The organism is Streptomyces globosus (assembly GCF_003325375.1).
Lineage (GTDB): Bacteria > Actinomycetota > Actinomycetes > Streptomycetales > Streptomycetaceae > Streptomyces > Streptomyces globosus_A.
Window position 1 is genome coordinate 2,205,360 of record NZ_CP030862.1, and the last position, 12,436, is coordinate 2,217,795.

General features: G+C 74.5%; 12 protein-coding genes. 8 read left to right on the plus strand and 4 right to left on the minus strand.

Annotated elements, in window-relative coordinates; all coding sequences use genetic code 11:
• Positions 1-21: 21 nt before the first annotated feature.
• The gene (locus tag C0216_RS10045) at positions 22-1,728 is read right to left on the minus strand and encodes an ABC transporter ATP-binding protein (RefSeq protein ID WP_114054936.1); all 1,707 of its coding nucleotides are present in this window, start codon (positions 1,726-1,728) and stop codon (positions 22-24) included.
• 248 nt (positions 1,729-1,976) lie between these two features.
• Here C0216_RS10045 and C0216_RS10050 point away from each other — a divergent pair, with 248 nt between their 5' ends.
• From C0216_RS10050 to C0216_RS33385, 6 genes are all read left to right on the plus strand, one after another.
• Entirely contained in the window at positions 1,977-3,050 is a 1,074-nt protein-coding gene (locus tag C0216_RS10050) for a FecCD family ABC transporter permease (RefSeq protein ID WP_114054937.1), read from the plus strand.
• Positions 3,047-4,165 (plus strand): FecCD family ABC transporter permease, encoded by a 1,119-nt coding sequence (locus tag C0216_RS10055; protein ID WP_114054938.1) that lies wholly within the window; start codon positions 3,047-3,049, stop codon positions 4,163-4,165. Before C0216_RS10050 ends, C0216_RS10055 begins: the two co-directional genes overlap by 4 nt.
• Positions 4,162-5,085: an ABC transporter ATP-binding protein gene (locus tag C0216_RS10060; protein WP_114054939.1), complete on the plus strand. Its 924-nt coding sequence runs from the start codon at positions 4,162-4,164 to the stop codon at positions 5,083-5,085. Before C0216_RS10055 ends, C0216_RS10060 begins: the two co-directional genes overlap by 4 nt.
• Before the next feature lie 16 nt (positions 5,086-5,101).
• Positions 5,102-6,685, plus strand: a complete 1,584-nt coding sequence (locus C0216_RS10065; protein ID WP_114058569.1) for an amidohydrolase — start codon at positions 5,102-5,104, stop codon at positions 6,683-6,685.
• Between the two features lie 179 nt (positions 6,686-6,864).
• Complete coding sequence (locus tag C0216_RS10075) at positions 6,865-7,377, plus strand: GNAT family N-acetyltransferase (protein WP_428985414.1); 513 nt, start codon at positions 6,865-6,867, stop codon at positions 7,375-7,377.
• 134 nt (positions 7,378-7,511) lie between these two features.
• Positions 7,512-7,658, plus strand: a complete 147-nt coding sequence (locus C0216_RS33385; RefSeq protein WP_162793154.1) for a hypothetical protein — start codon at positions 7,512-7,514, stop codon at positions 7,656-7,658.
• 21 nt (positions 7,659-7,679) lie between these two features.
• Here C0216_RS33385 and argB read toward each other — a convergent pair whose 3' ends face one another.
• The 3 genes from argB to argC are packed head-to-tail and all read right to left on the minus strand — an operon-like array spanning position 7,680 to position 10,461.
• Complete coding sequence (argB, locus tag C0216_RS10080; RefSeq protein ID WP_114054940.1) at positions 7,680-8,600, minus strand: acetylglutamate kinase; 921 nt, start codon at positions 8,598-8,600, stop codon at positions 7,680-7,682.
• Positions 8,601-8,635: 35 nt separating this feature from the next.
• Positions 8,636-9,412: a bifunctional ornithine acetyltransferase/N-acetylglutamate synthase gene (locus tag C0216_RS10085; protein ID WP_114054941.1), complete on the minus strand. Its 777-nt coding sequence runs from the start codon at positions 9,410-9,412 to the stop codon at positions 8,636-8,638.
• Positions 9,409-10,461: an N-acetyl-gamma-glutamyl-phosphate reductase gene (gene argC / locus C0216_RS10090; RefSeq protein ID WP_114054942.1), complete on the minus strand. Its 1,053-nt coding sequence runs from the start codon at positions 10,459-10,461 to the stop codon at positions 9,409-9,411. Before argC ends, C0216_RS10085 begins: the two co-directional genes overlap by 4 nt.
• Positions 10,462-10,716: 255 nt before the next feature.
• On the opposite strand from argC, the gene C0216_RS10095 reads away from it, so the two are divergent.
• Together C0216_RS10095 and C0216_RS10100 are read left to right on the plus strand one after the other, a co-directional pair.
• Positions 10,717-11,430 (plus strand): hypothetical protein, encoded by a 714-nt coding sequence (locus C0216_RS10095; RefSeq protein ID WP_162793155.1) that lies wholly within the window; start codon positions 10,717-10,719, stop codon positions 11,428-11,430.
• Between the two features lie 140 nt (positions 11,431-11,570).
• Positions 11,571-12,395: an inositol monophosphatase family protein gene (locus tag C0216_RS10100; RefSeq protein ID WP_114054944.1), complete on the plus strand. Its 825-nt coding sequence runs from the start codon at positions 11,571-11,573 to the stop codon at positions 12,393-12,395.
• Positions 12,396-12,436 lie beyond the last annotated feature (41 nt).

Sequence of the window (12,436 nt, forward strand, 5' to 3'; positions counted from 1 at the left end):
TGCGGTCCTCGTGTACGGCGCTCATGCGAGCACCGCCGTGCGGTAGGCCTCGTCGGCGGTGACGAGTTCGGTGTGCGCGCCGGCGGCGGCGACGGTTCCCCCGTCGAGGACGACGACCCGGTCGGTTTCTGCGAGGAGGGCCGGGCTGGTCGTGACCAGGACGGTGGTGCGTCCCCGGCGGACCTCCCGCAGGCGGGCGGCGATCCGGGATTCGGTGACGGTGTCCACGGCGGTGGTGGGGTCGTGCAGGACGAGGACGGGGCGGTCGGCGGCGAGGGCCCGGGCGAGGGCGACGCGCTGGCGCTGCCCGCCGGAGAGGGACCGGCCGCGTTCGGCGAGGACGGTGTCCGCCCCGTTGGGGAGCAGCGCGGCGACCTCGTCCGCGGCGGAGGCGGCCAGGGCGGCGTCGACGGCCTGCGGGTCGGAACCGGCGGCGCCTGCCCGTACGTTGTCGAGGAGGCTGGCCTCGAACAGGTCGGCGTCGTGGTGGGCGACGAGGATGGTGCGGCGCAGCCGGTCGGGGTCGAGTTCGGTCAGGGGTACGCCGTCGAGTTCGACGCGTCCGCCGGCCGGGTCGGTCTCCCGGGCGAGGGCGAGGAGCAGGTCGTGGGCGGCGGCCGGGTCCCGGGTGACGACGCCGGTGAGGCTGCCGGCGGGGAAGTCGAGGTCGACGCCGCGCAGGGCGCCGAGGCGGACGTCCCGCAGCCGGATGTGCCCGGCTGCCGTTTCCGGGCCGGCGGGCGCCCGTTCCCCGCCGTCGACGGCGGCGGGGGAGGCGAGGACCTCGGCGATCCGCCGGGCGGAGGCGCGGGCCTGGGCGAACTCGGCGTTGGAGTAGGCGAGCAGCTGGAAGGGGCCGAGGAGGAACTGGGCGAGGCCGACGGCGGCGACCAGGTCGCCGACGCTGATGGTGCCGTCCATCGCGAGGTAGGCGCCGGCGATGCCGATGGCGGCGATGAACACCCCGGTCAGGGCGAGCAGTGCGCCCTCGTGGCCGGCGCGGCTGCGGGCCGCGCGGAGTGCGGCGGCGAGGGAGTCCTGGCTGGTGGTGCGGTAGCGGGCCACGGCGGCTGCCTCCGCGCCCATGCCCTTGAGGACGCGCAGCCCGGAGACGAGGTCGGCGGCGACGCCGGAGGCGTGCGCGGCGCTCTCCTGCTCGGCTTCGCTGCGCCGCTCCAGGGGCCGGCTGATGCGGTGGCCGAGCCACAGCAGCGGCGGGATGCCGAGCAGTACCAGCAGGCCGAGCGGTACGGAGATCCGCAGCAGGGCGACGGCGCTGACGGTGAGGGCGGCGATGGCCGCGCAGCCGTAGGGGAGGACGGTGGCGACCGAGCCGACGCGGCGGGCGTCGTTGGTGGCGATGCTGGTGAGCGCGCCCGGCAGCCGGTTCGCGTCGGCGCCGCCGCGCGGGTCGAGCACGCGGGCGCCGAGTTCGAGGCGGAGCCGGTGCGCGGCGTGCTCGCCGGCTCCTTCGGCGATCCTGGCGCTGGTCCGGTAGCAGGTGGACAGCACGAGGAAGAGGACGCCGAGCACCAGGAGCCAGCGCAGGAGCGCCTGCGCGGACCCGGTGGCGACCGCCGTGTCGATGGCGGCGCCGATCACCACGGGGACCAGCGCCTCGCACCCCTGGTGGGTCATGCCGAGCAGGGAGGCAGAGGCGACTCTGCGGCGCTGTCCCCTGATCGCCCGGCGGAGGACGAGCCCCCCGGTCGGTCCTCCAACTGGCATGTGATTCTCCATCCGGAGCTCTGGGAAGTTAGGTAAGGCTACTCTAAGAAGTCGGCCGCCCGTGCCGGGCTCGAACGTCTCTGCGGATGCGGCCCGCAGGTCCATCTCGCCCTGCTTTCAGGCACGTTGACCCGCCCACCACGTTCGGTTAGCCTCGCCTAAGTTGCAAGCCTCATGTGCGCCGAGTCGCCGCCCCATCCCTACAGCACCGAACGATCGCGGTACGCGTGCACCGCCGTCAGGGGGAAATGTCGTTGCCGGTCGAAACGCAGGCGGTGTCCCACGAGGAAGCCGCCCCCGCCGCCGTGCCCACAGCACGCGGCACCGCCGCCGCCCTGCGGGGCGCCGGACTCCTCGCCGTACTCGCCGCGCTGGTCCTGGTGTCGCTCCTCGGCGTGTGGACGGGGACACGGGGCCTGCCGTTCACCGATGTCTGGAGCGCACTGTGGCACCCGGACGGCTCCGAGACCTCGATCATCATCCACGACTACCGCATCCCCAGGACCCTCCTCGGCCTGCTCGTCGGCGCCGCCCTCGGCCTGTCCGGGGCGCTGATGCAGGCGCTGACCCGCAACCCGCTCGCCGAGCCGGGCCTCCTCGGCATCAGCCTCGGATCGTCCGCCGGGGTCGTCACCGCCCTCGCCTTCCTCGGCGTCGGCTCCGTCCTCGGCTACGTCTGGTTCGCGTTCCTCGGCGCCGCCCTCGCCTCGGCCGCCGTCTACCTGCTGGGCTCCTCGGGGCGCAAAGTCGCCACGCCGGACCGCCTGGTCGTCGCCGGCGCGGCGGTGACCGCCGTGCTGTACGCCTTCAACTCGGCCGTCCTGCTGCTGAACCCGAGCGCCTTCGACCAGTTCCGGTTCTGGACGGTCGGCTCACTCGCCGGCCGCTACCTCGACGTCGTGTACGTGATCCTCCCGTTCATCGCCGCCGGCCTGTTCATCGCCCTGCTGCTCGGCCCCTCGCTCAACGCCCTCGCCCTCGGCGACCAGATGGGCCGCGCGCTCGGCGTCAACGTCAACCGGACGCGGATCCTCGGCGCCGTCGGCGTCATGCTGCTGTGCGGCGCAGCCACGGCCGCCGCGGGGCCGATCGCCTTCGTCGGGCTCGTCGTCCCCCACATCGCCCGGTTCGTCGTCGGCCCCGACCAGCGCTGGGTCCTCGCGTACTCGATGCTCCTCGCGCCCGTCCTGCTCATCGGCGCGGACGTCGCGGGCCGGCTGATCGGCGCCCCCGGCGAGATCCAGGTCGGCATCGTCACCGCCTTCATCGGCGCCCCCGTGTTCCTGGCGCTGTGCCGCCGCCGAAAGCTGGTGATGCTGTGAGCGCCGCCCCGGCCCCCGCCCCCGCCGCGAAGCCGCCCGCCGCGACGACCGGGTTCCTCCACCGGCCCCGCGTGGTCACCGGAACGGTGCTGCGCATCCCGGGTGCCCGCGGGGTGTCCGTACGGGTCCAGGGCAGGGCACTGGCCGTGACCGCCGCTATCCTCCTCACCCTGATCGCCGTCGCGCTCCTCTCCCTCACCACCGGCGACTACGAACTCTCCGTCGCCGAGGTCCTGCGGGCCCTCACCGGCGGCGGCTCCGGCGGCGCCGACTTCGTCGTCAACACCCTCCGCCTGCCCCGCCTGCTGACCGCGCTCGCCGTGGGCGCCGCCCTCGCCGTCAGCGGCGCCCTCCTGACCGGCCTCACCGGCAACGCCCTGGGCAGCCCGGACATCATCGGCTTCACCAACGGCTCGGCCGTCGGCGCGCTCACCGTCATCATCGTCCTGCACGGCAGCATGACCCAGATCGCGATCGGCGCCCTGACCGGCGGCCTCGCCACGGCCGCCGCCGTCCACCTCCTCATGCTGGGCCGCGGCCTCCACGGCTTCCGGCTCGTCGTCATCGGCATCGGCGTCAGCGCGCTCCTGCTCGCCGTGAACTCGTACCTGATCACCCGCGCCACCTTCCAGGAGGCCCTGGAAGCCCAGGCGTGGCTGATCGGCAGCCTCGGCAACCGGGGCTGGACGCACGCCAACGCCATCCTCATCGCGGTTGCCGTCCTCCTCCCGCCCGCCTTCCTCCTCTCCCGCCGCCTCTCCATGGTGGAGATGGGCGACCTGACCGCCACCGGCCTCGGCGTGGACGTGACCCGGACCCGCACCGTGCTGCTCCTCGTCAGCGTCGCCCTGGCCGCGTTCGCCACGGCCGTGACCGGCCCCATCTGGTTCATCGCCCTGGCCGCACCCCAGCTCGCCCGCCGCCTGACCCGCACCGCCGGCCCGGCCCTGCTGCCGGCCGCGCTCACGGGCGCGCTGCTGCTGGCCGCGAGCGACCTCGCCGCGCAGCGCCTGTTCGCCCCGGCCCTCCTCCCCGTCGGCACGGCCACCGGCACCATCGGCGGGCTGTACCTCATCTGGCTGCTGATCACCGAGTCGCGAAAGAGCCGCGCATGACTGGAACGAACCTCCCGACGCCCCGGCTGCGCGCCGAGGACCTGACGCTCTCCTACGACCAGCGGACGGTGGCCGCCCACCTCGGCGTCGACATCCCCGACCACTCCTTCACCGTGATCATCGGGCCGAACGCCTGCGGCAAGTCCACGCTCCTCAAAGCCCTCGCGCGGATGCTCCGCCCCCGCCACGGCCGGGTCCTCCTCGACGGCGCGGCGATCTCCTCGTACCGCTCCCGCGAGGTCGCCCGCCGCATCGGACTGCTCCCGCAGACCTCCACCGCCCCCGGCGGCATCACCGTCGGCGACCTCGTCGCCCGCGGCCGCTACCCGCACCAGGGAATGCTCAGGCAGTGGTCCGCCGAGGACGAGGCCGCCGTCGTCGAGGCGATGCGGCAGACCGGCGTCCTGGAGCTGGCGGACCGGCCCGTCGACGACCTGTCCGGCGGCCAGCGCCAGCGCGTCTGGCTGTCCATGGTGCTCGCCCAGCAGACGCCGCTGCTTCTCCTCGACGAGCCCACCACCTTCCTCGACATCGCCCACCAGGTCGACGTCCTCGACCTGTGCGCCGAACTCCACGCCCGCAAGGGCCACACGGTCGTGGCCGTGCTGCACGACCTCAACCAGGCGTGCCGCTACGCCACCCACCTGATCGTGATGCGCCCCGGCGGCACGATCGCCGCGCAGGGCGCCCCCGCCGACGTCATGACCGCAGAACTCGTCGAGGACGTCTTCGGGCTGCCCTGCCGCATCATCGACGACCCCGAGACCGGCACGCCCCTGATGGTGCCGGCCGCACCCAGGCGGTTCGCACCGGAGGACCCCGAAGACCCCGAAGACCCCGAAGACACCGAAGACACCGAAGACACCGGGGACGGCGCCCCGGCCGCCGCCACCGACGCCGTGATGGCCGAACCCCGTTGAGGACGGACCGCGCATGATGCTGTGCACGAGGCTGACGAACGCGAACATCCTCACCATGGACCCGGCCCACCCGGTCGCCCGCGACCTGGGCATCTGGCGGGGCCGCATCGTCGGACTGGACGAGGCCGCGACCTCCCTGCCCGCCCGGGAGGTCGTCGACCTGCAAGGGGCCACCGTGCTCCCCGGGTTCATCGACAGCCACGTCCACCTGTCGTGGACAGGACTGAAGGCCCGCACCCCGAGCATCGCCGGCCTCACCCGCGTCGACGACGTCCTCGCCGCCATCGACGGCGCCGTCTCCCGCTCGCGCGGGGCCGGCGCATGGGTCAGCATCGGAGGCTACGACCAGCGGGCCCTCGGCCGGCACCTCACCGCCCGCGAACTCGACACGGTCAGCCGCGGGCGCCGCCTCTTCCTCATGCACGACTCCGGGCACGCCTGCGTCGTCAACAGCGCCGTGCTCGCCCTCCTCCCGGCCGACGTCCCCCACGAGGACGGCCTCCTCGTCGAGAGCGCCATGGGCGCCGTACGCCGACTGCGGCTGCCGTACTCCCAGGCCGACCTCGCCGACGCCATCGAGCACGCCGGCCGCGCCTGCCTCGCCGAGGGCATCACGGCCTGCGCCGAAGCCGGCATCGGCGGCGGCCTCCTCGGCCACAGCCCCGTCGAGCTCGGCGCCTACCAACTCCTGCGGGACGAGGGCCGGCTCCCGCTGCGCGTCCAGCTCATGCCGGGCGGCGACACCCTCAAGCCGGCCGCGGCCCACGAGCACGACGGCATCCCCCGCGCCCTCGACCTCGGCCTGCGCACCGGCTTCGGCGACGACTGGCTCTCCGTCGGCGCCCTGAAGATCTACACCGACGGCGGCATGATGGCCCGGACGGCCGCGCTCACCGAGCCGTACGAGGGCCTCGACGGCCACACCGGGCAGCTCCAGGACGACCCCGAGCGACTCACCCGCCTCATCGTGGACGGACACCTCGGCGGCTGGCAGCTCGCCGTCCACGCCATCGGCGACCGGGCCGCCGACCTCGCCCTCGACGCGCTGGAGCGGGCGCAGGAGCTGCGGCCGCGGCCCGGCGCCCGCCACCGCATCGAGCACGCCGGCCTGATCCGCCCCGACCAGCTGCCGCGCTTCGCCCGCCTCGGCGTCAGCGCGGTCGTCCAGCCCAACTTCCTGCGCTATTTCGGCGACGACTACGCCGCGGTCATGGGGGAGCGCCGCGCGCCGTGGATGTACCGGGGCCGCGGCTTCCTCGACCACGGGGTGACCCTCGTCGGCAGCTCCGACCGGCCGGTGACGGACGGCTCACCGCTGCGGGCGGTCCAGTTCATGGTCGAGCGCGCCTCCACGTCGGGCGCCCTCATCGGCCCCGGCGAGGCCGTCACGGTCGAGGAGGCCCTGCGCGCGTACACGGTCGCGGGCGCGTACGCCTGCCACTGGGACGACAGCGCCGGCAGCCTCACCGCGGGCAAGCGGGCCGACCTGGCCGTCCTCGGCGACGACCCGCGGCGGGTCGAGGCCTCCCGGATCGGGGACATCGAGGTCGTCACGACCCTCGTGGACGGCCGGGACACCAGGGAGGCCTGGGCGAAGTAGCAGGGGCGTGGAGCGCGGGGGCGTGTGGCGCGCCCCCGATTTGGCCTACAAGCAAGGTAAGGCTAACCTAACTCCTGTCTCCCTCACCGGAGTTGCGCGGCGCCCCGGCCTCTCCGGGAACTCCCGGCCCCCTCCGGGAGCCCCTGCCCGCGCACGGTGGAACCCGAGGAAGGAACGCCTTGACCACGGCCCCGCCGCCTCCCGCCGCGCCGCCCCGCACCCGTACCGCCCATCCCGCCGCCGCCCCCGCGTTCACCGTGCGGCCGGCCCGCCGGGACGAGGCGCCGGCGCTCGCCGCGCTCTCCCGGCCGTTCGTCCGCACGGGCGCCCTGCGCGAGCGCCCGCTCTCCCTCTACCTCGCGCACGCAGGCGACTTCCTCGTCGCGCAGACCCCCGACGGCACCCTCGAAGGCTGCCTCGGGCTCCGCATCCACCCCGCCGCGGGCGTCCTGTACAACTTCTGCGTCGCCCCGCACCGGCAGGGCTCGGGCGTGGGCGCCCGGCTCCTCCAGGCGGCGTTCGCCCGGGCCCGCAACCGCTCCCTGACGGCCCTGTTCACCGCCACCACCGGCAGCGGCCGCCTCTTCCTCCGCCACGGCTTCGCCCCGGTCGGCCCGGCCCTGGCCCCGGCCGCCTGGGCGCGCTCCCTGGACCCGGCCCGCGGCGCCCGCGTCCTGGCCTGCCCCCTGTAGTGCCGTGGCCGGGAAGGTGCCCCGTGCCGCGCCGCCCGGCACGGCACGGGGCCGCGTTGCCGGCCCGCACACGTACGCCCGGCAGAGGCGCATTGCCGCGCAGCCGGCGTTCGCCCTGCCCGTACCGTCAGGGAATGGATGCCAGCCGCCAGCCGACTCCTGATGAGATCGAAGACCGCTTCGCAGCAATTGCCGAAGGGCGGTTGGCCCGGGACGAGGTCGACCGCCGGGCCGGTCGCCGGGCGACCGAGGTGTCCATCGTCCCCGCCACCGGCCGGTGAGCGGGGTGCCGCCGGCGGGGCTCATGGCCGGGGCTCCCCGGGTGCGGGGCGGCCGGAGGGTTCGTCCGGCACGATCGTGGTGCCGGGGCTCTTCCCGGCGGCGAAGCCGCGCATCACCGCGTGCGGTACGCGGCCGTCGACGACCTGGGCCCGGTCCACGCCCGCCCGTACGGCCTGAAGGCAGCCCTCCATCTTCGGCAGCATGCCGCTCGCGAGGCCCGGCAGCAGCCCGCCCAGCTCGGCGGCCGTCAGCCGCTCGATCACCTCGGTGCTGTGCGGCCAGTCCGCGTACAGCCCCGCGACATCGGTCAGGACGAGGAGCCGGGCCGCGCCGAGCGCGACCGCCAGGGCCGACGCGGCGAGGTCGGCGTTGACGTTGTAGACCTGTCCGTCCGTGCCGCGCGCGACGGGGGAGACGACCGGTATGCGGCCCTCGTCCAGTAAGGCCCGCAGGGTGTCGGGGGCGACGGCCACGACCTCGCCGACCTGCCCGAGGTCCACGGGCCGCCCGTCCACCTCGGCCCGGCGCCGCACGGCGGTCAGCGTATGCGCGTCCTCACCCGACAGACCCACGGCGTACGGGCCGTGGGCGTTGACCGCGCCGACGAGCTGCCGCTGGATGCGCCCCGTCAGCACCATGCGGACGACGTCCATGGCCTCCGGGGTCGTCACCCGAAGGCCCGCCTCGAAACGGGACTCCAGGCCCAGCCGGTCGAGCATGGCGCTGATCTGCGGGCCGCCCCCGTGGACGACGACCGGCAGCACGCCGGCTCGCCGCAACTCCACGACGTCGCGGGCGAAGGCGTCGAGGAGCGCCCCGTCCACCATGGCGTTGCCGCCGAACTTGACGACGACCGTCCGGCCTTGGAGTTCCTCGCTCCAGGACGGCGCCCCGGACGGTGCTCCGGCCTCCGTGGCCGGCCGTGCGGCTTCGGTGCGCATCCGTGTCCTCCCCATCTGTGTCCTCCCCATCCCGCTCATGAGCTGTAGGCGCTGTTCTCGTGGACGTACCCGGCCGTGAGGTCGTTGGTCCAGAGGACCGCCGAGGCGCCGCCGGAGCGCAGGCCGACCGTGACGGCGACCCGACGCCCCGACAGGTCCGCCTTCTCCAGGGGCTCCCAGGGGGCCCCGTCGCGGCACGCCCAGACGCCGTTGATCGCCACGTCGAGCCGGTCGGGGTTGACGACGGCGTCGGTCATGCCGATCGCCGAGAGGACCCGGCCCCAGTGGGGGTCCTCGCCGTTCAGCGCGCACTTGAGGAGGTTGTTCCGGGCCACGGAGCGGCCCACGGTGCCGGCTTCCTCCTCCGAGGCCGCGTCGACGACCGCCACGGCCGCGTCGCTGCCGCCGTCGGGCGACAGGGCGGCCGAGGCGGTGTCGATGCCGGGCAGGAGGCGGTCGATCGGCAGGCGGACGCCGATCAGGCCCGTGGAGCAGACGGCCACCTCGGCGGGGTCCGCGCCGGCGGCCCGCGCCGTGCGCTCCACCGCCGCCTGCGTGTCGGAGGCGCCCTCCGGCCCCGTACCGGCGTCGGCGCCCCCGGAGTCGAGGACGACGGCGGCGACCCGCCGGTCCGCGAGCACGCGCCGCGACCAGCGGACGGGCGCGGCCTGCACCCGGCTGGAGGCGCAGACGCCGGCGGCGGCCCGGGACGGGCCCAGGTTCACCACCAGCGCCAGGTCGGCATCCCCGGACTCCTTGATCCCGGCGGCGACGCCGCTCGCGAGGAATCCCCGGGCAGCAGTCACGCTCACGGGGCGACTCCGTTCGTGGACAGGCCCAGCCACTCCGGCAGGCCGAGGGCTGCGTTCATGCTCTGCACCGCGCCGCCGGCGGTGCCCTTGGTCAGGTTGTCGATCGCGCTCACGCAGATCAGGCGGCGCGCCTCGGAGTCGACGGCGACCTGCACCTGAACGGTGTTGGAGCCGAGCACCGCGCCGGTGGACGGCCACCGGCCGGGAGGCAGCAGCCGGATGAACGGCTCGTCCGCGTACGCCGCTTCGAACACCGCGCGCACCGCCTCCTCGCCGCCGTCGCCGCAGGCGCCGGCCGCTGCGCCGGGCCGGAGCCGGGCCGAACAGGTGGCGAGGATGCCGCGCGGCATGGGTGCGAGCGTCGGGGTGAAGGAGACCGTCACGCGCTCGCCGGCCACCCGCGACAGGTTCTGGGTGAGCTCGGGTGTGTGCCGGTGGCCGCCGCCGACCCCGTACGGGGTCATCGACCCCATCACCTCGGCGCCGAGGAGGTGCTGCCCCGGCGCCGGGCCGGCTCCCGAGGTGCCGCTCGCCGCGACGACCACGGCCTCGGGCTCCACCAGCCCGGCCGCGTAGGCGGGGAACAGCGCGAGGGTGACGGCCGTCGGATAGCAGCCGGGTACGGCGATCCGCGAGGCGCCCCTCAACTCCGCTCGCTGTCCGGGAAGTTCGGGCAGGCCGTACGGCCAGGTGCCGGCGTGCTCCGATCCGTAGAACCGCTTCCAGTCGGCCGGGTCGCGCAGCCGGAAGTCGGCGCCGCAGTCCACGACCAGCGCGTCCGGCTCCAGTTCGCGGGCGAGGGGTGCGGACTGCCCGTGCGGGAGGGCGAGGAACACCACGTCGTGCCCGCGCAGTGTGCGCGCCGACGTCTCCTCCAGGACCCGGTCGGCCAGGCCGGGCAACTGGGCCTGCACGTCGCCGAGATGCCGGTCCGCGCTGCGATGGGCGGTGACGGCGCCGATCTCCGTTCCCGGATGCGAGGTGAGCAGACGCAGGATCTCTCCGCCGGCATAGCCGCTGGCTCCGGCTACCGCGACCCTTGGGGTCATGTTCTTCCGTCTCCTGATGTGGGGGTGCGCGGGACGTGCAGAAGAGCAACTCCGCACTTCAATTGAGGTAAGGCTAACCTTACTTTCGACTTCTGACCCGCCTTCGGGTGCGAAGGACGGGAAAGCGGCCCGCGCCGCAGGTGAATCCGGGTGCGGAACCGCACGTATGATCGATCTCCGTGGCCGGTTCTGGTCGCACCGAAGTGGCGTGAAGCGCGAAACAGCCGCCACAGCACGGACACGGGGGTGTCGAGGATGTCGTTTGCACACGAGTCGTCCCGCAGGGGGCGCCTGCCGGCGCAGGACGCGGTGCGGCGGAGGGCCCGGTCGACCGCGGCGACCGCCCTCGCCGTACTGGCGGCCCTGGCGCTGACCGGCTGCGGCTCGCCCGACGGCACCTCGGTCGAGAAGGCCAACGACCAGCTCCGCTCGACGTCCTTCCACTCGTCGGGTACGACGACGGCCTTCGCGGGCGGCGGCCAGGAGGCCTGGTGGGACCCGAAGCAGGGCTTCCACCTCCGGGCGACCTGGCCCGGCGGATCCGGCGACATGTTCTGCAAGGACGGCAAGACCTACACCAGCACCGCGCTCCTGGCCAACTCGCTGAAGGACCGGGGCCAGTGGATCACCGTGCCGAAGGAGCTGACCGACAGCTTCGTGACGTCCGAGACGGACGGCGGCTGTGAGCGGTTCTTCGAGATCCCCGAGGCTGCCGAGCACGACCCGGACGCCGACCGCACGTCCCAGGGCAGGCAGGCCCGCGCCTACACCGCGGCGGCGGGCGGCGCGCGCGACACGTACTACCTGGAGTCCGGCACCTCCCGCCTCCTCGAACTGGCCTCCACCCGCGACGGCCAGTCCAGCACCACGCAGTACGACTCGTACGGGGAGAAGTTCCCGATCACGATCCCCTCGAACGCGAACACCCTCTCGATGGACGAGTTCCGCAGGCAGACCAAGACGGGCTGAGCCGCCACGGCCGGGCCTGGCACCCCGCACGGCGGAACGCGATCACCACCCCGTCCGGCCCGGCCCCGCCGGGGGCGTGCACCGCCCCCGGCGCCCGATTTCCGGTGCGGCTCGGCGGCCCGGCATGGTGTGATGGAGACATGATCGAACAGTTCCTGGCCCGAGACCTGTCCGCCGTCGAGGAAGCCGTCCGCAAGGCGGCCGCCGCCGAGATCATGCCGAGGTTCCGGCAGCTCGCCGACCACGAGGTCGACGAGAAGAGCGGGCCGCACGACCTCGTGACCGTCGCCGACCGTAAGGCCGAGGAGCACCTGACCGCCGCCCTCACCCGGCTCCTGCCCGGCTCGGCCGTCGTCGGCGAGGAAGCCGTCCACGCCGACCCGACCGTCTACGGGGCGCTGCGCGGCGACGCCCCCGTCTGGATCGTCGACCCCGTCGACGGCACCCGCCAGTTCGTCTCCGGCGACCCCGCCTTCTGCACCCTCGTCGCCCTCGCCCACCGCGGCGAGATCCTCGCCTCCTGGACGTTCGCCCCGGCACTCGACGAGATGGCCACCGCCGTCCGCGGGCAGGGCGCGCACCTCGGCTGCGAGCGGCTCGCCTGCGGCTCCCCCGAACCGGGCGCCGAGCTGCGCGTCGCGATCGCCCACCCGCTGTACACCACCGACCGGGACAAGCGGATCCTCTCCCGCCTCGACGTCCCCGGCGTCGCCGCCCGGCCCTGCGGCTCGGCCGGCCTGGAGTACCTGAAGGTGGCCCGCGGCCAGGTCGACGCGCTCGCCTTCACCTGGCCCTCCGCATGGGACCACGCCGCCGGGCTGCTCCTCGTCGACGAGGCCGGCGGCGCGCAGAGCACCGTCGCCGGGGTCCCCTTCCGGGTCGACCGGGACAACGAGCTGCCGTTCGCCGTCGGCCGGGACGAGGCCACCGCCGTACGCGTCCGGGACCTGCTGCGCGAGGTGTGAGGCGTACCGGGGCGCACAGGGTGTCGGAATATCCTGGGGGC